This window comes from Tunturibacter gelidoferens (assembly GCF_040358255.1).
GTDB classification, from domain to species: domain Bacteria; phylum Acidobacteriota; class Terriglobia; order Terriglobales; family Acidobacteriaceae; genus Edaphobacter; species Edaphobacter gelidiferens.
The window spans coordinates 3902418-3923421 of record NZ_CP132938.1 but is presented as its reverse complement, the minus strand read 5'-3'; the positions used below and the strand labels follow the sequence as shown (position 1 = coordinate 3923421).

Here is a 21004-nt window from a genome sequence, read left to right as displayed (position 1 = left end):
GAATTATCTTCGTGGCCGTCTTAGAACCGCCTCACCCCTTCGCATGGAACCGATCAGTCCCGATAAAGGCTCTTCTCGTCATTTGGACATAGAGAGCGAAATCGAGGTTCTCGAAGAGCGGTAAATCGCCGATGCGCTCCTCTAGACAACCGAAGAGGGCAGTTTTGAAGTGCTCTGTCTCCTATCCCGTCAACGGCTGACGGGGATAGGAGACAGAGGGCTCCAAAACTGCCCTACCCGGACTCACTCCGGCGTAAAGACCTAAGGAGCGTTGCAATCAGCTCCTTCCGCGGCCTTGCAGAATCTTAATAATCATAAGGTTCCGTAGTCGCCCCCTGCTTGTAAGCTTTTGACACTAGCTCTAAGGCGATCTTCCATCCCTGAAATCCCATGTTTGAAAGATCCAGCGCGGCAGCTAGAACGAATTCAAGGGCCACACCGTTCCTGCAAAGATTTTTCTTCAAGCATTCAAAGAGGCGAAATTGGTCAATAGTTGGTCAACCAGCCTGAAAGGAGATCAGCTTCTCAAAGGGTCTTCAAGTGCAGGCCCTCCAGCCCGCTTCCGCGAGTTTCACCGCCAACGCAGAGCGCGACGGCGTACGACTTCGACTTCCTGATCGGAGACCCTTTGTTTGCGGAGTTTAGGCCCAACCTACGAATTACGCCTTGCGCAGGTCGTAGCGGTCGAGGTTCATGACCTTGCTCCACGCGGCAATGAAATGCTTCACGAAGATCTCCTTTGAGTCGGCCGATGCGTAGACTTCCGCGATCGCACGGAGCTGAGAGTTGGCACCGAAGATCAGGTCGACACGAGTGGCGATCCACTTAATCTCACCTGTCGCGCGATCTAACCCCTCAAACGAGCCCTCCGAGGTAGAAGATGCCTTCCAGTCGGTCGCCATGTCGAGCAGGTTGACGAAGAAGTCATTCGTCAGCGTCTCGGGCTGCGTGGTGAAGACACCGTTCTTCGAGCCACGGAAGTTGGCACCGAGAACGCGCAGGCCACCAACGAGGACAGCCATCTCAGGAGCGGTTAGAGTCAACAACTGCGCACGGTCGAGGAGCAGCGCTTCAGCCCGTTCGGTGTGTCCCAGTCGGAGGTAGTTGCGGAAGCCATCGGCCGTCTGCTCCAGCGGGGCGAAGGCCTCAACGTCGGTCTGATCCTGCGAAGCGTCCGTGCGGCCAGGCGCGAAGGGGACGCTGACGTCGTATCCGGCCTTCTTCGCAGCCGCTTCAACCGCAGCGCAACCGCCCAGAACAATCAAGTCGGCGAGCGAGACTTTTTTGCCTGTCGCGTTGAAGTCCTTTTGCAATCCCTCGAGTGTGTTGAGAACCGTTGCGAGCACCAGAGGCTGGTTCACCTCCCAGCTCTTCTGCGGCTCGAGGCGAATGCGCGCACCGTTCGCTCCACCGCGCTTATCAGAGCCGCGGAACGACGACGCTGCCGCCCAGGCAGTTGAGACCAGCTGCGAGGTAGAGAGGCCTGAGGCGAGAATCTTCGCCTTGAGTGCGGCAATCTCCGCTTCGCCGATGAGTTCGTGATCGACAGCGGGGACGGGGTCTTGCCAGATCAACTCCTCTTTGGGAACCAGAGGCCCAAGGTAGCGGACGATGGGGCCCATGTCGCGGTGAGTGAGCTTGAACCATGCGCGAGCGAAGGCGTCAGCGAACGCGGCGGGTTCCTTCTGGAAGCGCTTGCCGATCTTTTCGTAGGCGGGATCGAACTTGAGTGCGAGGTCCGAGGTGAACATCATGGGCAGGTGCTTCTTGTCCTTGATGTGCGCGTCAGGAATGTTGGCTTCCTCGTTCACGGCGTACCACTGCCATCCGCCGCCGGGGCCTTTCTTTAGCGCCCAGTCGTAGTTGTAGAGGTTGTCGAGGTACTCGCTGTCCCACTTGGTAGGACTGCTGGTCCATGCGCCTTCGAGGCCGGAGGAGATGGTGTCTTCCGAGTGCCCTTTGCCCTTACCGTTCTTCCATCCGAAGCCCTGCTGCTCGATGGGTGCGCCTTCGGGTTCGGGGCCCACGTTCGGACCGGGGTCGTATGCGCCATGGCCTTTGCCGAAGGTGTGGCCGCCGGCGATAAGAGCGTAGGTCTCTTCATCGTTCATGGCCATGCGGCCGAAGGTCTCGCGAATGTCGCGTGCCGAACCGACCGGGTCGGGCTTGCCGTCGGGGCCTTCCGGGTTTACGTAGATAAGTCCCATCTGCACGGCGGCGAGGGGGTTGTCGAGATTACGCTCACCCTGGTAACGATCGCTGCCGAGCCACGTATTCTCCGAGCCCCAGAAGATATCTTCTTGCGGCACCCAGACGTCAGCGCGACCGCCGCCGAAACCGAAGGTCTTGAAGCCCATCGAGTCGAGCGCGACGTTGCCGGCAAGGATCATGAGATCGGCCCAGGAGATCTTCTTGCCGTACTTCTGCTTGATGGGCCAAAGCAGGCGGCGAGCCTTGTCGAGGCTGACATTGTCCGGCCAGCTGTTGAGCGGCGCAAAACGCTGCGTGCCCATGCCTGCGCCGCCGCGGCCATCATGGGTGCGGTACGTGCCTGCGCTGTGCCATGCCATACGGATGAAAAACGGGCCATAGTGGCCGTAGTCGGCGGGCCACCAACTCTGCGAGTCGGTCATCAGGGCGTGGAGATCTTTGATGACGGCGTCGAGGTCGAGAGTTTTGAACTCTGCTGCGTAGTCGAAGTCCTGGCCCATGGGATCGGCCAGTTTGGTGTTCTGGTGCAGGATGGCAAGGTCGAGGCGGTCGGGCCACCAATGCTCGTTGCGCGTGATCTTGCGCGAGTTGTGCGTGACAGCGCCATGCATGGGCGAGGCAGTCTCTGTGGCGGTGATGTTTGCGCTTGGGCCGTTGCCGTGTGGTACCGGGCATTTCATTTCTTCTGACATTTTCGCTCCTTCGTTCTCATTGCCGGGGAAATCCATCCCACGATTGGGCCGCGAGGGCCAACGGTTTGCGAGTTCGGGTTATTACCGCCGCAGAGCTGGCGCCGGTGGATCAAATATTTGCTTCGATAGCCTTCGGCATATTGCAACTTCTTAAGTTCGGTTAGCGAGCGAATGGTGTTAGCTGCGTTTTGCTTTCTGGCACGCGGCACAGATTCCGATGACGTCGATAGCGAAGCGTTCCGCCTGAAACCCCCCGGGCAACCGTTGCAGTGCCGGGAGGACGCCGAGATCCTTTTCTTCTATGTCGGTGATGGCCTTGCAATGCGAGCAGACCATGTGGTGGTGGAGGTGGCTGTTCAGCTCGACTCGGAGGGAGCCGTGGTGCATGCTGACTTCTTTTAGCACGCCTCTTTCGACGAAGAGATGAATGTTTTTGTAAACCGTCGCGAGGGAGATCGCTGGTATACGCTTCTTGACCCGCGCGTAGACCTCTTCCGGGCTGGGGTGGCCAGGCATGGTCTGCATCACCTCGTAGAGAACCTGGCGCTGGTGGGTCGCGGTGAGTCCGTGATCCGCACAAAGTTCACGGAAGGGACGGGTCTCGACGGTGGGAGAGGCTTGCATCAAGAGCTAGTAAACGATAATTATTCTTGTTCGTCAAGGAGTGACGGAGCGTAACGACTCTGCTGCAAGGCTGTAGCTTTGATTTGCGAGGCACGGGGCAGAGTTTCGCGATCAATTTTGGGGGGAGACTGATAGGATCTCCTCCGTTCTCTTCACAGCCCGGCTCGCCAAACCAAATGCCAGGTCCAGGCGCAGGCCGCCACTGTAATCTCTGTTCCTCAACCTCGGTCCACTCTCTAGCAACTCTTCCGGTTTCTACGCCTAAAAGTTTGTGCTAAGACGGAGAGCGAAGCTTCGTCCGGGCGCGATCGCGTTCCCAGAGAAAAGACCCCCGAAGTCAATGACGTTGAGACGGCCATTCAGGTTACTCCCATCGGCCTGAAAGCGAATGATCATTCGGTCGCTCTTGTGGATGTCCGCGCCCAACGTGGCATCGGTGGCGAGCATGGGCGAGATGCGGCCGCGGTCGAAGTTGATGCGGCTGATTACCTGCGGGCCATACTGGGCGAGAGCGTCGGCTTGATCGCCGGTGTAGGCGAAAGGCAGACCCGAGCCGTAGCTTAGGCCTGCGGCGAACCAGAGCCACGGTACGAGCTGATAGCGAAAGCGCGTGCGCAGAGTGTTGCGCTGGTCCTGCGATGCAGGGAAGTGACCCGCGGTTTTCGTGACGGCGGCGGTTACGTCATCGCCAAGGAAGAGGCCACCGGTGACCGGATACCAGACGTTGGCGACCATGTAGGAGTAACTGGCGTAGCCGGAGAGTTTCGCGAGGTGAAGCAGAGAGAGCTTTGCTTCCGCTCCGTAGACAATCGCTTTGTCGAAGGAGATGGGATAGCTGACTCCGGTGTTGAGAAGTTGATCGTCGTCTGCAAAGTCGGTGACGTTACGACGGTAGACGTTCACGTCGAGACTCATGCACTGCGCGAAGGCTTCGCTGAGGCCGCCTTCGTAATAATTCCCGCGGGACGGCTGGACGGGAAGGCGAAGGAAGTTACTGTTGAGTGCGTCAATCTGCGGCGAACTGGAGATGAGGATGTTCTCAAACGACGGAGTCTGGAAGATGCGGTCGTATGAGGCGTGTAACACCATGTTGAGCGACGGAAGGTTACGGCCAACGGAGATGCGAGGGCTGAAGGCGCTCTGGTTGAGCAGGAGTTGATAGTGATCCAAACGTAAGCCGGCGCTGATCGTCCATTTGCCGAGACGTATCAGGTCTTCGACGAATGCGGATTGCTCGAGGTCTGGCCGGTGTTCCATGAAGGCCAGGCTTGAAGGAGTGTTGTCATCGAACTGCGTGGGATCGGTGATGCGATAGCTGAAGTCTTCATGCAGGAAGACGTTGTCGGATTCGACGCCAGCTTTGAACTCGTGATGGCCGTGGTGGAATGAGTAGGTGGCTTTGAAGAAGCCTTCGCGGAAGTTGTTATGCTGAAACGCGATGATCGGGGTGGAGTTCTGATTTGAATTGAGGTTATTCGCGTTATCGCGCACCATTGCGGCGAGGGTGCCGAGGCTGTCGGGGGAGAAGATGTGCTGGTAGCGAACTGTGCCCATCGTCTCGAAGTTGCTGCCGGTCTGCAGCTGGCCGGCTTCTTGCTGAACCAACTCATTGGGAATCTCAAAACGCGAGAGTTCGTGGCGGACGCTCATATTGAGCCGATCGTTTTGGGTCAGGTCGCGTTCGTAGTGGGCGGAGAAGTCTCCGGTGGTTCCACGGTTAGTGTAGTTTTCCGGCACCACAGGATTTAGGTAGTGCGCAGACATGCTGCCGGAGGCGGATGCGCCGAAGGTGTTCTTGCCGTGTACCTCCTGAAGCTGGCCGTAAGCGGCTCCAGTATCGTAGCTGCCTCCGGACAGGACGACCTCCCCGTGCAGACCGTCGCCGGTCTGGCGGCGGGTGTTGAGTTCGACAATGCCGCCCATCTTGCGGCCGTACTCGGCAGGGAATCCAGCGGTGAGGATACTCATGGAGTCTAAGTCGTCGGCGCCAATCTCCGGGCCAAAGCTGGGGGAGCGATTGTCGGTGAGAGGGATGCCGTCGATTACGAACTGCGTCTGGTACTCGGAGCCACGCGGATGAAGTACGGCGTTGCCCTCATAGAGCCACCCGGGCTGCGTATCGACCAGATCCTGCACCGACCTGCCAGGCAGGGATGCCGTACGATCCTGAATCTGCTGCGAGCCTATCTGCATGACAGAGGAGGGACGATACGGATCGATCAGCGGTGCGGAGCTGCTTACCTGCACCGACGTCTTTACCGGCGCGACAGTCAGCTTGATGGTGTGCTCGGAGGGAAGTGCCGATCTTATTTCTACTGTTTCGGTGGTTGCTGTGAAGCCCAGACTCTCTGCGCGTAGGAGATAGATCCCATAGGGTAGGGTCTCAATATCAACCTCGCCGCTTTTACTGGTTGTTAGTGAGTTGAGGTATTGGCTGGAGTTGCTGGAGATCGTGATGGAGGCGCTGAGGCCTAATCCGCCAGGATCGGTTACTTTGAGACGAAGCTCTCCTGTGTTCACTTGAGCGAGGAGCATCGGCCAAGTGCCACCGACCAGAAGCAGCGATACTGACTTAGCCAAAATGAGGCGGACGGGCATAGCGTGGGCGGCGGGCCGACTATTCTAGCCCTTAGAGACTGACTGTGAGAGCCCCAGTCCCTTGTAGTCTGGCCCCTCGATAGATTATCAATCAGCAACTACCGAACTGATTGAATTGTTGCTACGATTTCGTGGCTTTGCGGTCGGTGCTTTATGCAGTAGCTTTGGAGATTTCAAGACTGGAACATCGCGGTTTATCGCCTGACTGCAGCTGAGACAGGGACGCGCCGGCCACGATCCCCGGCATTTGTTGAAGCGTTTGCGCCCCGCATTTCTGAATTGGCGCAGTTCAGTCGGCTTCCGGGCCAGCAAAGAGGATGAGATTCTCATCCGGATCCGAGACAACAAACGTTTTGGCGCCCCAAGGCTCCCTCTTAAGTGTCTGATGGAAAGAGACTCCTGCAGCTTGATAACTCAGAAACAGCTCTTTGATTTCCATCGCGGTGGCAACCGCAATGGAAGCGGACAGCAGATGTTCGCGCTTGCGAATATCGCCAGCGAATACAGGTTCGCAGACCAGCTTCAAGTTGAGTCGTGCGTTGTCGCGGAAGACCTGCCCGTAGTATGGAGGATCGCCATAGACGAATTCGACCGCGAAGCCGAGCTTGCCTCTATAGAAATCACAGGAACTCTTGATGTTCGCAACGAAGAGTTGCGCCTCAATTGAACTGAGAACGGGACGTGACGTCGTCTGTCTGGGTTCATCGGTCATAGCATCTGCTCCTGACTTGAGCGCCTGCCACCCGTCGAACCCCATTTGCCGTGCGACAAGCTCCTGAGCATCCGCGAGCCTGAAGCTTGACTCCAGTATCTGCACGTCCCCGATGTGGCGAAATCGGGGTAGCGCAGCTCTGATTTGGGCCGCGACGGGATAGTACCGTTCACGATGCCAACGCAGATACTGTTTGGCTTGCTTTTTGAGGTTTTCGATATTCGGCATAGGCGCATTGGTGTTCACTTACCGTAGGTGGGCGTTGCCCTTTCGATCTGCACCGATGCGCCCTACGCAGCACTGAAAGGTTGCCTCGATCAGCGCTGCATTGTCAATAGCCGAGACTTGTGGAAGCGCGCGTGGTCACCCGATCGCGGCTCACAGACCCCCAAATATTTGGAAAGCTCACTGAGGTGAGAGGGTATTGCTTGATCGACGCGAGGTTTTCAACCCGGTAAGTTCCTCGAAAAAGACGGCGAGATGCCCCGGTAGAAAAGCACATGGGTGGAATGAACAACTCGTCGCCTCAAAGAAATCGTCCTCTACTTGCAGTCGGTAGACCTTCATTCGTCGATAGCTTCTTCCAGGTTGGCGCGCACGCGCAGCAAAAGCCGATTCAAAGCTGTGATCTCGCTCGGGCTAAAACCTTTCAGGGCGACCCGGCTACCCTCACTCAGGACATCGCGGGCGGGTCCAGCTTTCTTCAGGGCGTGCGGAGTGAGATTGATGAGGCTGCTGCGGCCGTCTTTTGGGTCGGGCGTACGCTCGATGAGACCCTCCCGTTCCATGCGAGTCAGCAGTTGCGCCATCGTTGGCTGTTCTACATGCAGAAGTCGCGCAAGTTCTTTTTGGGAAAGTGGCCCGAGGCTCTTGATTGCGCCGAAGACTGGGACTTGGGCCACGGCTAGGCCGAGTCTCTGGAGTCTAGGCTCCAGCCAGCGCGCACTCAGTCGAGCAATGCGGTTAATATGATGCCCCGGATTGGAAAGAACTCTCTTGTTCATGCCTAGGATCAAGTTTATGAATCGTGATCTATATGTATTGTATCCTATGTATAAAGATAGGGTGCAATGCATTGTGGAGAGTCGAAATGAATAATCCAAAGATAGGAATCGTCGGAGCTGGACCTGGCGGACTGGTAGCGGCCCGCATCCTGTCGCTCCAGGGCAAGGATGTCACCGTATTCGAGCGTGAGAGCTCCTTCTCCGATCGGACGCAGGGAGGCTCACTCGATATTCACGCCGATGCTGGACAGATTGCGCTCAGCAAGGCTGGACTAATGGACGAGTTCCAAAAGATTGCTCGATATGCAGATCAGGAGGCTCGCCTGTACAACAAACAAGGCAAACTGATGCATATCGATACCAACGTTGCGAATAAGGACCGGCCGGAGACGGACCGCGGCCATCTGCGAGGCTTGCTGCTGAAGTCATTGCCCGTCGAAATAGTGCGGTGGGGAACGCATGTAATCGGAGTAACTCCGTTGCCTGACCGGGGCTGTGCCGTGAATTTTGCCGACGGCACGTCGGAGCAATTCGATCTGATAGTGGGTGCCGATGGGACATGGTCCAGGGTGCGGCCCCTGCTGAGCGATGTAACGCCGAAGTATACCGGTGTACTGATCATCGAGTTCGGGATCGACAATGTAGACGAACGGTATCCCGATACTGCCGAGATGGCAGGCCGCGGATTAACGTTTGCGCTGGGAGATTCGAAGGCGCTGGTCGCACATCGCGATGCGAACGCACATCTGGGCGGTTACATCGGACTAAGGGTAGAGGAGAACTGGTTTCAGGCAAACTGGCTGGACAAGCTGGACGACGCTGCCGTGCGCGAATTTATGTGTAAGCAGTTTGCGGGATGGTCGGATGATTTGTTGCTGTGGATTCGCCGCAGTGAAGGCAAGCTGGTACCGCGAGGGATCTATGAATTGCCGGCGGGACATCAGTGGGAGCATCGCGAGGGTGTAACGCTATTGGGAGACGCTGCACATGTAATGAGCCCGTTCGGAGGCGATGGAGCAAACCTGGCAATGATGGATGGAGCAGATCTGGCGGAGGCATTGCTTCAGAGTGACTGGCGAGCGGCAGTTGCCATGTTTGAGCACACCATGTGTGCGCGTGCAGAAATTCCTGCGCGCGGTGCGGGTCAGGCGATTCAGGAAGTATTTTCTCCGCGTGGACTGGAGCACAGTCTGCAGTGGGCGCATATCGTAGAGGGACACCATGCAGCCAATCAGGAGTAGGTGCCTCTGCGAAGGGTGCACGCGTAGACAGTGGAGTATGTAAAGCAAAATAGATCTCTCATCGACGCAGAACGGCATGGCCCAACGTGGGCGTCCCGGACAGGCAACTACGCACGCCGCAGTGCTACTGCACCCACCCGTCCCGTAAAAAATCAAAGTTCCCCGTACCCCGCGGCACAACTCCACCGACCCGCCGCGTGTGAATCACCTCATTATTCGGATACCACTGTGGTATCCCCGGCAGCTCATCCGACAAAATCTTTTGCACCTCCACATAATCGGCTCTTCTGGCCGAGCGATCCGAACTAGCGGCAGCCTCAGTCAGTAGCTCATCAACTCGCGCGTTCGAGTATCGTCCCCGATTTCCTCCCTTCGGCGGAAAGCTGCTCGATGCGTAGGCATACCGAAAGATATCCGGATCTTCGTTGCTCCCGATCCAGCGCAGCGCATACATCTGAAACGCCCCCTTTGTCACGTCCGCATAAAACGTCCCAAACTCCGCCGACCTTATCTCCAGCCGAACCCCCGCTGCCCGCAGCTGCTGTTGCAATACCGTCACCATCAGCCGAGTCGTCTCATCCGTACTTGTCTTCATCGTCAACCGCAGCCGCACCCCATCTTTGCCGGCAGGGAAGCCAGCCTCCTCCAACAGCCTCTGGGCCCGGGCCACATCATGCGGATACTGCGCCAACTCTGCATCATTAGCCGCCGCCCAATGTCCCGCCGGCAGTAAAGTATTCGCCAACCTAGCCTGGCCCCGCCAGATCGCATTGACAATCGGCTGCCGATCCATCGCGCATGCGATCGCCTGTCGCACCCGCTTATCCTTCAACAACGGATCTGTAACATTGAAAGTCACATAAACCACCGGCGACCCCACCCCCGACTCCACCTTCAGGTTCGGCGCACTCTCCAGAGCATGCACCATATCCAGCGTCACCACATTGCTGGCCAGATCCGCCGATCCCTTCTTCAACTCCAGCGCACTCGTAATCGCATCCGGAACTACCTCGAACCGCACTCGCTCAATATCCTGCGCACCCGCCGGAGCAACTGGCAGCCCCGCCCAATACTCATGGTTCCTTGCAACGACCACCTCTTTATCCTGCACCGCGCTCACAAACCGAAACGGCCCGGATCCCACCGGATGCAGGCCAAAATCCCTCCCGCTCCCACGCGGCACCACTCCAAACAATCCATCGCTTACGTTGAACAGCAGCCCCGCATCGGGGCGCTTCAAATGCACCACAACGGTCAGCCGATCTTTCGCTTCAACGTTATCCACCGCACCAAATCCGCCACCCTTCGCGGTAACAAGCGAGCCGTCAATCAAACTCCGAATCGTATAAGCAACATCCTCTGCCTCCAGCGGCCTCCCATCATGAAACCGCACGCCATCGCGCAGATGAAACACCCATGTCAGCGGATCGGGCTGCTCCCAGCTCTTCGCCAGCCACGGCTGCAGCTCATAGTGCTCATCCTTCTTCACAAGCGCGTCAAAGATCAGACCTCCCACTCGCTCCGACTGCGCATCCGCTCCCACCCTCAGATCCAGGTTATTTGGACTACTCTCCAGAATCATCACCACCGAACCTGGCCCCTCCACCCGGCCACGACAACCCGTCAAGATGCCGAATCCAATGAGCGCCAACACGCACAATAGCTTTTGAGTCAGGATTTCACCGCCATATAATCCGTGATAAATCTGTCATCCGCGAAGGACCTGATCCTCGATTTATTCGTCGTTTGGAAATACATCGTATGCACGACAATTCGCTAGACCGTTGTCACTTTCCCCAGCACCGCAGCTCGTTTCGCCCCTGTTGCAGCCGGAATATTTCCCGGCAGATCAAACCAACTCAACCACGCGAGCAGCGCAAAGGCCACAGCCTCTTTCGCCTGCGCCGGGACCCCCAACTCTTCCATCAAGCGCACCTTCACTCCCATCGGTTCTAGTTCTGCGCTTAGCATTCTCATCAAGGAAACATTCTTCGTCCCACCACCCGCAACCACAAACTCCACTCGTGACAAAGGGGCAGCCTGCCCCACATGTCCCCACACAAACTTCCTATAGGCCTGCCCAACAGATGCCGCAGTCAACGCTGTTGCCGTAGTAATTACATCTTCATTGCGGTCTTCCACTCCACCAGCCTTCCGACACATCGCAATAAACCGCGAAACAAACACCTCTCCGAACTGCTCCCGCCCGCAAGACTTCGGCGGGAGGGCAGAGAAGTACTTCTCCTTCAAAACTTCCTGCACAACATTCTGCAACACGCGCCCCGTTCGACCCACCGCACCAGCCCGGTCAAACTCCCTTGCATACAGCCTCTTCATACAGGCGTCGATCACCATATTCCCCGGACCGGTATCGAAAGCCATTAGCCCATCGACACCGGCCTCCGCTGGAATAGCCGTCAAATTCCCAATCCCGCCAAGATTCAGAAGCACCCGGCTCACCTTCGCCGAACGGAACATACAGTAGTCCAGCATCGGCACCAGAGGGGCCCCCTGCCCACCGGCAGCCAGATCCCCCGGCCTGAAATCACTCACCACCGGAACCCGCAGCCGCTCCGCAATCACGGAGGCCTCACCGATCTGCCACGTAGCCCGCAGCGCTTTCCCCAGATACTTTTCCGGCGAGCCTTGGTGGTAGATCGTCTGTCCATGACAACCCACCAGATTAACCGTCACTCCGAACTTCTCCTGCGCGCTCACCACAGCGTCGGCATACAACTCACCCAGCCGCCAGTTCAATCGTGCAAGCTCCGCCACCGAAATCGCGTCGGCGTCCATCGCACCGAGCACAGCCGTTCGCAGAGTCTTTGAATAGGCGAGTCCCAAATGTCCCAGCAGTTTGATGCGCGGCGTCCCACCAGCCATAAGCGCCGGCGAGATCTTACAGATCGCAACGTCCACCCCATCCGCGGAGGTCCCACTCATCACTCCCGCCACCACCATGCTCTTCACCATGCCTCCCCAATCGAATGACACCGGGCAACGCCCGGTCCCGTGCATCTATCGCCACAAAAGGTACACAAATCACGAAGTGACCGCCCGCGGCGCAGGCGGCCCGTCCGGCAGGACATCATCCCTTCAACTCCCTCTGCAACTCCGCCAGCAAATTGAGAGCCTCACGCGGCGTCAACCCATCCACATCCGCCTCAGCCAACCGATCCACAATCCTCTGCGACAGCGGCGTAAACATCGTCATCTGCATCTGCGGAGCCAGCGTTGGAGAAGCCTCCCTCACCTGCTGCGTCTCGGCCCGCTCATGCACCTTCAGCACCTCGCGCGCCCGCGCAATCACACCACTCGGCAACCCCGCCAACCGCGCAACCTCAATCCCATAGCTCTTACTGGCCGGTCCAGCTTCCACCGTATGCAGAAACACAATCCCCCCCGCCGTCTCTTTCACCGTCACCCTCAGATTCGTCAGTCGCGCCAATCGATCTGCAAGCAACGTCAGCTCATGATAGTGCGTAGCAAACAGCGTCCTTGCGCCGATCCGGTCATGCAGGTGCTCTACCGTAGCCCAGGCTAAACTCAACCCATCATACGTAGCCGTCCCACGTCCCATCTCATCCAGCAGCACCAGCGAGCGGTTCGTAGCCGTATTCAAAATCGCAGCCGTCTCTGTCATCTCGACCATAAACGTTGAACGCCCCCGCGCCACGTTATCGCTCGCTCCAATACGCGTATAAATCCGGTCCACCAATCCCAGCCGCATCCCCTCCGCCGGAACAAAGCTCCCCATCTGCGTCATAACCACGAGTAGCGCAGCCATTCGCAGGTAAGTGCTCTTTCCCCCCATATTCGGCCCCGTAATCAGAAGCACTGCCGGTCCAGCATCCGCATCCAGATGAACCGAGTTCGGCACAAACCGCCCTCCACCCGACTCCTCCATCCGTCTCTCCACCACCGGATGCCGCGCCTGCACAAACTCCAGCACACCCGACACCTCAACGTTTGGCCTCACCCATCCACGCAGCGCAGCCAGATGAGCAAAACATCCAAGCAGATCGATCTCCGCGATCTTCCTCGCAGTCTCCCGCATCCGCCCCGCGGCCTCCAGCAACTGCCTCCGCAGCTCCGCAAAGATCCTCTTCTCGATCTCCCCACTCCGCTCCTGCGCGGTCAAAATCTTCGTCTCATACTCCTTCAACTCCGGCGTGGTAAACCGCTCCGCATTCACCAGCGTCTGTTTGCGCTCATAGTCAGCCGGGACCGCCTTGGCATTCGCCTTCGTCACCTCAAGGTAGTAGCCAAACACATTGTTAAACCGCACCTTCAACGATCCAATCCCAGTCCGTTCGCGCTCCCGTTCCTCAATCGCCGCCAGCGCCTGCCGCCCGCTCCGGCTCAACTCCCGCAGCTCATCCAGCTCCGCATCCACACCAACCCGAATCGCCCCACCATCTCCAATCGACACCGGCGGTTCCTCTGCAATCGTCCGCACAATCATCTCGTACAGATCCTCCAGCGGATCGACGCTCTCCCCCAACTCCCTCCACCGCGCAGCGCCAAACGCCTTCACCGCGGCCACCACGCCAGGCAAACACCCAAGCGTCTTCGCCAGCGCCATCACCTCCCGGGGCCCAGCCGAATCCAGCGCAACCCGTCCCAGCAGCCTCTCAAGATCCAGCAATCCATCCATAGACCGCCGCAGCTCCTCCCGCCGCCGCAGATCACCCACCGCCTCACCCACCGCCTCCAGCCGCGCCTCAATCTCCCCCAGCCCACTCGCCGGCCGCAGCAGCGACGCGCGCAACAACCTTTTCCCCATCGGCGTACAACAAGCGTCCATCGTGTAAAACAGCGTAGTCTGCGCCGACTCGCCCGAAAACAGAGGCTCCACCAGCTCCAGATTCCGCACGCTCACCGCATCCAGCTCCAAACAAGTAGACCGTTCATAGAACCGCAGCCCATCCACATGCTCCAACCCGCCCTGCTTGGTCGCGCGCATGTAGTGCAGCAGAGCCCCAGCCGCCACCGTCGCTGCCTCATGACCACCCAGCCCCATCCCATCCAGCGAATGCACCTTGAAGTGATTCCGCACCAGCGGCACCGCGTACTCGGATGTAAACACCCACTCTTCAGCCGCCGTTTTCGTCCGAATCGCATCGAGTCCGGCCGCTGTCTCACTCTCCCCGGCAAGATTTACGCCACCCAGCAACCCCGATCCATACAGCAACTCCACTGGCCGCACCCGCCCCAGCTCATCCACCAGCGCTGCCCATCCGCCGCCACCAGAAAACTCCGTAGCCCGAAACTCCCCCGTAGAAAGATCCAGCAACGCCAACCCGCAAACCTGACCTCCGCTCTGAGCCGTCCCGCCACCCAACACCGCCACACTCGCCAGATAATTACTCTCCTCCGACCCCAACGCCGGATCAAGCGCAGTCCCCGGCGTCAGCACCCGCGTCACTTCACGCCGGACGACGGTCTTCGTCAGCTTCGGGTCTTCCATCTGCTCCAGCAGCGCAACCTTGTACCCCATGCGCAGCAGCTTCTGCAGATACACCTCCGCCGCATGATAAGGAACTCCGCACATCGGCTGCTTCTTCTCGCGATCACGCGCCGTCAGCGTCAGTTGCAGCACACGCGAGACAAGAATCGCATCCTCATAAAACAGCTCATAGAAGTCCCCAATCCTGCAAAACACCAGGCAGTCGGGATACTGTTCCTTCGCCGCAAAATACTGCCGCATCGCCGGCGTAGCCCCAGCCGCCTCTGCCGCAAAATTCGTTACTGTCTCGTTCGCCATCCCATTCATAATCACACAATAAGAACAGGCGCCGAAGGCGCGTCAGCCTCGATGGCAGATCGCGCCGTGCGCGCAGCACGCAGTTGCCTTTCGCACCCGATAGGCAACAAACCCCCGAATACGGTAGACTAGTAACTAGCCGTTTTAGATCTTCCACGAAAGGTTCTTTCCATGACACAGTCGACATGGGCCACGCCCGACTTTGAAGAAGTTTCCCTTAACTGCGAGATCAACTCCTACGCTCCCGTAGAACTCTAAGAACAGTTTCCGTGAGGATCAAAGTCCTGGGGGCCGCCGCAGGTGGCGGCCTTCCTCAATGGAACTGCACCTGCACGAACTGTTCCGCCCTTCGCCAGAATCATCCCCACATCCAGTCCAGAACCCAGTCACAACTAGCTGTCACGGCAGATGATGACGCCTGGTTCCTGATCAACGCCTCCCCCGATCTCCGCCAGCAACTCATCAACAACCCCGAAGTCCACCCAGACCCCGCCAAAGGCCTGCGCAACACTCCCGTCGCCGGCATCATCCTCACCAGCGCCGACCTCGACCACGTACTCGGTCTCCTCCTCATGCGCGAGTTCACCCCCGTCCGCATCTACGCAACGCGCCCAGTCATCAGCATCCTCAAAAAAAACAGCTTCTTCCAGATGCTCGATCGTCTCCCCGGACAAAGCCGCTGGACCGAAATCGAACCGAACGTCAGCTTCAACGCAGGCGGCGGCCTCACCTGCACTCCCATCGCACTCTCAAACAGTCTCCCTACCTACATCAGCGAAGAAGACCGCACCGCGCTCGTCCCAACAGGCGCAACCATCGGAGTCATCCTCGAAGACCCTCAGGGAGCACGTGCCGCCTACCTTCCCGCGCTACCTTCTGTATCCGCGCCCTTGAAGCACCTTCTCTCCACCTGTTCGTCTATCTTCATAGATGGAACCTTCTGGACCGATGACGAACTACAACGAATCCAACCCGGAACACCCTTAGCCCGTTCCATGGGCCATCTTCCAATTAGCGGCCCCGACGGCTCGCTCGAAACTCTCAAGTATCTCAAAGGCACTCGCAAAATCTACACCCACATCAACAACACTAACCCGATCTTGCAGGAAAAAAGTTCGGAGCGTCGCACAGTCGAAGACGCAGGCTGGGAAGTGGCATGGGACGGACTAGAGATAACGCTGTAGATCACACAGACGCGGTTCTGTTGAGCAAAGCTGAGCTACGCCAGCGCCTCCAGCAGGTAGGCGAGGCGATGTATCACCATAATCATCCCTTCCATCTGCGCATGCATGCGGGCGAACTCACACGCGGCCAGATGCAGGCCTGGGTGCTGAATCGCTACTACTACCAGAGCCGCATCCCCATCAAAGACGCCGTCATCCTCTCCAAGTCCGAAGATGTAGCCTTCCGCCGCGCCTGGCGAAAACGCATCATCGACCACGACGGCGACACCGGTGTCGGTGGCATCGAAAAGTGGCTGCAACTAGCAGAGGCCACCGGCCTCGAGCGCAAATACGTCATCAGCACCCACGCGATCCTCCCCGGCGTTCGCTACGCAGTCGACGCCTACATCGATCTCGTCACCAACAGCACTCTGCTCGAAGCCGTCTCTTCGTCACTCACCGAACTATTCGCCGGCCAACTGATCGCTTTACGCATGGATGCTCTCGCGAAACACTACCCCTGGCTGCAAAACGGTCTCGCATACTTCCAAGGCAGGCTCACACAAGCTCCGGAAGACGCCGCCTTCGCCTTCGACTACTCAGCCGAACACGCCGACACCCCGTATCTCCAGTCATTGGTAGTCCGCTCGCTCGAGCGAAAGTGTGCTCTGCTGTGGGCCCAACTCGACGCCCTTCAATACTGCTACGTCGAACCCGGAGCGCTCCCTCCACAGCCCGGCGTCTTCCGTCCAGAGGCATCATGAGCGAACCCATCTCAGACTCGAGAATCCCGCGTCTCGCAGTAGGTTGTCGCGTTCGAACCGTCTCACCTGACGAAGCGATGCTTCTAGTTCCCGAAGGCGCGCTACGACTCAAAGGCGCAGCCAGCGAGATCATCGGCCTCATCGATGGACAACGCTCTGTCGAAGCAATCACAATCGAACTCCAACAGAAGCACGCCACAACCGACTCATCACAAATCACCGCCGAGGTTAAACAGTTTCTCGACAAACTCCACGCACGCAGCGTCCTTCTCTACAAGGACTAGAAGGCCTTCCGGCCGGGACCGCTACGCGCGGAGCGGTCACTTCGTGACATGTGGACCGGCTTCGCCTCCTGATCGCGACCAACGGGAGCGCCACCCAAAGGGGTATACAAGTCACGAAGTGACCGCCACCCGCGCAGGGCAAAAGCATACAATTTTCTTGTAAGCCGAATATGTCGACACTTCCCGGTCCACTCTCTCTCGTAGCCGAACTCACCCATCGCTGCCCCCTGCACTGCGTCTACTGCTCAAACCCCCTCCAAATGCAATCAGCAAAAGATGAGCTATCAACCGAAGACTGGGCAAGAGTCTTCCACCAAGCCGCAGCTCTAGGCGTCCTCCATCTCCATCTCACCGGTGGCGAACCCCTCGCACGATCAGACATCGCAAAACTCGTCGCCGCAGGGAGGGAAGCGAACCTCTACGTTAACATGATCACCTCAGGCTTGGGCCTCACCGCTGACCGCATGATCGAGCTCAAAGACGCCGGCCTCGAACACATCCAGCTAAGCCTTCAGGACGCTGACGAAGAAAAGGCCAACGAATTCGCAGGCGCACGAGCCCACGCCCACAAACTCAAACTCGCCACCCTCATCCGCCAACAAGACATAGCCTTCACCGTCAACGTAGTAGTCCACCGCGAAAATCTAGACCGTCTCGAAGACATCCTCGCCCTCGCCGAGTCCCTCGAACCGCAAAGAATCGAAGTCGCCCACGTCCAGTACTACGGCTGGGCCCTAAAAAACCGCGACCGACTCATGCCCACCCCCAGCCAGGTAGAGCGTTCTGTCCAACTCATCCAGGAAGCCCAATCCCGCCTCGCCGGCCGAATCCAGCTGCAAGCCGTATTTCCCGACTACTACGCACGCTACCCCAAGCCCTGCGTCGGAGGTTGGGGCCGCCAGATGATGCTCATCGACCCCGCTGGTCTCGCCCTCCCATGCCACGCCGCCGCCATCATCCCCGGCCTGGAGTTCGACTCAGTCCGCACCCACTCCCTCGAATGGCTCTGGCAACAATCTCCGGCCTTCAACCGCTTCCGCGGCCAAAGCTGGATGAAGGAACCCTGTGCAGACTGCGACCGCAGAGAGATCGACTTCGGTGGCTGCCGTTGCCAGGCCTTCCAGCTAACCGGCGACCCTGCAAACACGGACCCCGCCTGCAGCCTCAGCGATCTGCACGCAGACCTGGTCGCCATCACCCAGACCCCACCACCGCCTCCATCCCAATGGGTCTACCGCATCCTCGCCAACTCGTGAATCTATAACCTGAAGGAAACAAACCACATCTTCCTCCTCTCGGCCAAGCCGTGTCAGTGCGCAACAACGTACATCGTTTGAGGGATGTCCTATCGAACTCTCATCCCCGTAGTCTCGTCCTCGTTCCAAAAGGACAAGATCATGGCCAGAATGACAATGCCGGTGGGGATCACCCTCAACCTCATCTCTTCAAACCGAACCAAAACCGAAAAGAATCCCGAAAAAGGTCTCCGCACCGACTCGAGCGCGGCCGCTGGAATTGTCTTCGGCCTTCTCTGTTCCGTCATTGCATGGCTCTTTCTCGCGTACGGGATATATCGCATCCACGCGATGTCTATCGCAATTCGATAGCCGGCGACCCGCACCACCATCACCGACCAGATCGGCCGATTGACCTCAACAACGCTAGGTCTCCCCACGATCCTCAGCGTAATCCAATCGGCACCCCTCCCTTCTGCGTCACAAGCAGCTTGAGTCTCGATGAGACCACGCGAAACCGTTCGCGCCCACACAGAATCAAACTCATAAGCGATATACTTAATGTTTGCGGAAAACTCCGCGAAGCACCACACGGTACGTCACCTATGTCCCTCCTCTGGCTCAGAGTCGCGGTTTTACTCTACGGCGTCGCCGCGCTCGCGGTACTGCCGGCAGCCCTTTATGATCGCCCCCGCTGGCGCCACATCGCCATCCCTGCCACCGTAGCCGCCGTCTTCTTCCACTTCGTCTCGCTGGCAGAGATGCTCAACGCCGCCCACCACCGTCTCCCAGTCGACACCCACGAAACTCAATCCTTCCTCGGCCTCCTGCTCGCTCTGGCGTTCCTGCTCGTCTATGCCCGATACCGCACCGTCTCCCTCGGCATCTTCCTCCTGCCCATCTGCTTTCTCTTCGGCCTTGTCCCGGCCTTCCATCCAGGCCAGGAGAGCACCGCCTTCCCAATCCTCCACACCGGCTGGATCTTTCTCCATGTAGCTCTTCTTCTCGCTGCCTACGCCGCCCTTGTCCTCTCCCTGCTGGCCTCGCTCTTCTATCTGGTTCAAGAGCGCCGCCTCAAGCAGAAGTCCCCCACCGTCTCCTGGCTGCCTCCGCTTGAAACCACCGATCAGATCGCCCACAAAGCCCTCATCTTCGGCCTACCCTGTATGACCGCCGGTCTTCTCATCGGCTCACTCATAGCCCAGGCCACCGTCGGGGCCACTTACTTCCGCGATCCCAAGATCCTTCTCGCCTTCGCCATGTGGCTCGTTTATATCGCGATGATCCATATTCGCCGCATCTCCGGCCTTCGCGGGCGCCGCGCCGTCTATCTCTCCAGCTTCGTCTTCCTGATCGTGCTCGCGGTCTGGGCGGCTAACCAGTTCTCGGCAGTCCACAGGTTTACCGCCCCATGAACCAATCCAAGCCCACATCCACACAGGGGCGTCTTATCCTCCTCGGCATCAACCACAACACCGCGCCCATCGAAGTTCGCGAGCGCCTCGCCATCCCCGCCGAGCGCCTGGCCGACGCAACCCGCACCCTTCTCCATCAGCCCGGCGTCCGTGAAGGCCTCATCCTCTCCACCTGCAACCGGGTAGAGCTCCTCACCCTTCAGGACGACGCCGAATCCTCCCCACCTCAGGCCAAAACTGACCTCCTCCGCTTCCTTCACGAGTACTTTGCCGTCCCCCCGCACGACATCCAGCCTCACCTCTACGAGTTTCGCGAGCGCGAAGCAGTCCGCCATCTCTTCCGCGTCGCCAGCTCGCTCGACAGCATGGTCGTCGGCGAACCCCAAATCCTTGGGCAGGTGAAAGAGGCCTACACCGTCGCCCGCGACGCCGGCGCCGTCTCGACCCACCTCGAAGCCCTGATGCAACGCACCTTCACCGTCGCAAAAAAGGTCCGTACCGAAACACAGATAGGTTCAAGCTCTGTCTCCATCGCCTCGGTAGCAGTCGATCTCGCTCGGAAGATCTTTGGCTCTCTCTACGGAAAGACCGTACTCCTCGTTGGCGCAGGAAAAATGTCCGAGCTGGCCGCCCGTCACCTCATCCAGCAAGGCGCGTCATCCATCCTCGTCACCAACCGCACCCAGTCTCGCGCTGAAAAAATAGCCTCCGACTTCAGCAGCCTCACCGTTCACACCGAAGCCATTCCCTTCGAGTCACTCTACGAGCAGGCCGACCGCGCCGACATCGTCATCACCTCCACTGGCGCTCCTCAAAAGATCTTCGGACGCTCTCACGGCCAGCACTTCCTCCATCGCCGCCGCAACCGTCCCATGTTCTTCATCGACATCGCTGTCCCCCGCGACGTCGACCCGCGCATGAACGAGGTCGAAGGATGCTTCGTCTACGATATCGACGATCTCCAGCAGGTAGCCGCGGCCAACCTCGCTGACCGCAGCCGAGAAGCCGCCGCAGCCGAGAGTATCGTCAGCAGGGAAGTAGACAAATATCAGGAGCGTCTCCAGTCCCGCGACGCCATCCCCGCCATCAAAGCCCTTCAGCAGCAGGCCGAACATCTCCGTCAGGCCGAACTAGCCCGGTCACAATCCAAGCTCGCCGACCTTACCGCGCAACAACGTGACGCGGTCGAAGCCCTCACCCGCTCGCTCACAGCCAAGCTTCTCCACCCGCAACTCACCGCACTCCGCGAATCCACACGCAAAAAAGATTCCGAGTAGACTTAAGGCGCCTTGCC

General features: G+C 58.6%; 17 protein-coding genes. 9 read left to right on the top strand and 8 right to left on the bottom strand.

The features are described 5' to 3' along the window. Nucleotides 1–659 precede the first annotated feature (659 nt). The 5 genes from katG to RBB81_RS17115 form a co-directional block, all read right to left on the bottom strand. Entirely contained in the window at nucleotides 660–2903 is a 2244-nt protein-coding gene (katG, locus tag RBB81_RS17135) for a catalase/peroxidase HPI (RefSeq protein ID WP_353071477.1), read from the bottom strand. Between the two features lie 177 nt (nucleotides 2904–3080). Next, nucleotides 3081–3527 carry a Fur family transcriptional regulator gene (locus RBB81_RS17130; RefSeq protein WP_179584066.1) on the bottom strand — a complete coding sequence of 149 codons (447 nt, stop codon included), beginning with the start codon at nucleotides 3525–3527 and terminating at the stop codon, nucleotides 3081–3083. Nucleotides 3528–3788: 261 nt separating this feature from the next. After that, nucleotides 3789–6062: a TonB-dependent receptor gene (locus tag RBB81_RS17125; protein ID WP_353071476.1), complete on the bottom strand. Its 2274-nt coding sequence runs from the start codon at nucleotides 6060–6062 to the stop codon at nucleotides 3789–3791. A gap of 352 nt (nucleotides 6063–6414) precedes the next feature. Next, entirely contained in the window at nucleotides 6415–7065 is a 651-nt protein-coding gene (locus RBB81_RS17120) for a VOC family protein (protein ID WP_353071475.1), read from the bottom strand. 335 nt (nucleotides 7066–7400) lie between these two features. Further along, nucleotides 7401–7841, bottom strand: coding sequence for a MarR family winged helix-turn-helix transcriptional regulator (locus tag RBB81_RS17115; protein ID WP_353071474.1), 441 nt, complete (start codon nucleotides 7839–7841; stop codon nucleotides 7401–7403). 86 nt (nucleotides 7842–7927) lie between these two features. On the opposite strand from RBB81_RS17115, the gene RBB81_RS17110 reads away from it, so the two are divergent. Continuing rightward, nucleotides 7928–9082, top strand: coding sequence for an FAD-dependent oxidoreductase (locus RBB81_RS17110; protein WP_353071473.1), 1155 nt, complete (start codon nucleotides 7928–7930; stop codon nucleotides 9080–9082). Nucleotides 9083–9206: 124 nt separating this feature from the next. Here RBB81_RS17110 and RBB81_RS17105 read toward each other — a convergent pair whose 3' ends face one another. From RBB81_RS17105 to mutS, 3 genes are all read right to left on the bottom strand, one after another. Continuing rightward, nucleotides 9207–10736: an ABC transporter substrate-binding protein gene (locus tag RBB81_RS17105; protein ID WP_353071472.1), complete on the bottom strand. Its 1530-nt coding sequence runs from the start codon at nucleotides 10734–10736 to the stop codon at nucleotides 9207–9209. A gap of 122 nt (nucleotides 10737–10858) precedes the next feature. Continuing rightward, nucleotides 10859–12055 (bottom strand): anhydro-N-acetylmuramic acid kinase, encoded by a 1197-nt coding sequence (locus RBB81_RS17100; RefSeq protein WP_353071471.1) that lies wholly within the window; start codon nucleotides 12053–12055, stop codon nucleotides 10859–10861. 115 nt (nucleotides 12056–12170) lie between these two features. Further along, nucleotides 12171–14849: a DNA mismatch repair protein MutS gene (gene mutS, locus RBB81_RS17095; RefSeq protein WP_353071470.1), complete on the bottom strand. Its 2679-nt coding sequence runs from the start codon at nucleotides 14847–14849 to the stop codon at nucleotides 12171–12173. 171 nt (nucleotides 14850–15020) lie between these two features. Here mutS and pqqA point away from each other — a divergent pair, with 171 nt between their 5' ends. The 8 genes from pqqA (at nucleotide 15021) to hemA (ending at nucleotide 20987) form a co-directional block, all read left to right on the top strand. Then, complete coding sequence (gene pqqA, locus RBB81_RS17090) at nucleotides 15021–15107, top strand: pyrroloquinoline quinone precursor peptide PqqA (protein ID WP_183792039.1); 87 nt, start codon at nucleotides 15021–15023, stop codon at nucleotides 15105–15107. A gap of 11 nt (nucleotides 15108–15118) precedes the next feature. Beyond that, a complete protein-coding gene (gene pqqB / locus RBB81_RS17085; RefSeq protein WP_353071469.1) occupies nucleotides 15119–16033 on the top strand; it encodes a pyrroloquinoline quinone biosynthesis protein PqqB in 915 nt (304 codons plus the stop codon). Beyond that, on the top strand, nucleotides 16006–16776 hold the full coding sequence (pqqC, locus tag RBB81_RS17080; RefSeq protein WP_353071468.1) for a pyrroloquinoline-quinone synthase PqqC: 771 nt from the start codon (nucleotides 16006–16008) through the stop codon (nucleotides 16774–16776). The genes pqqB and pqqC overlap by 28 nt, the downstream gene beginning before the upstream one ends. Next, nucleotides 16773–17060: a pyrroloquinoline quinone biosynthesis peptide chaperone PqqD gene (gene pqqD / locus RBB81_RS17075; RefSeq protein WP_179584059.1), complete on the top strand. Its 288-nt coding sequence runs from the start codon at nucleotides 16773–16775 to the stop codon at nucleotides 17058–17060. Before pqqC ends, pqqD begins: the two co-directional genes overlap by 4 nt. 170 nt (nucleotides 17061–17230) lie before the next feature. Then, entirely contained in the window at nucleotides 17231–18316 is a 1086-nt protein-coding gene (gene pqqE / locus RBB81_RS17070) for a pyrroloquinoline quinone biosynthesis protein PqqE (protein WP_353071467.1), read from the top strand. 141 nt (nucleotides 18317–18457) lie between these two features. After that, nucleotides 18458–18667, top strand: coding sequence for a hypothetical protein (locus tag RBB81_RS17065; RefSeq protein WP_179584056.1), 210 nt, complete (start codon nucleotides 18458–18460; stop codon nucleotides 18665–18667). A 233-nt stretch (nucleotides 18668–18900) separates the two neighbouring features. Further along, nucleotides 18901–19710, top strand: coding sequence for a cytochrome c biogenesis protein CcsA (gene ccsA, locus RBB81_RS17060; RefSeq protein WP_353071466.1), 810 nt, complete (start codon nucleotides 18901–18903; stop codon nucleotides 19708–19710). Further along, on the top strand, nucleotides 19707–20987 hold the full coding sequence (hemA, locus tag RBB81_RS17055) for a glutamyl-tRNA reductase (RefSeq protein ID WP_353071465.1): 1281 nt from the start codon (nucleotides 19707–19709) through the stop codon (nucleotides 20985–20987). The genes ccsA and hemA overlap by 4 nt, the downstream gene beginning before the upstream one ends. Nucleotides 20988–21004 lie beyond the last annotated feature (17 nt).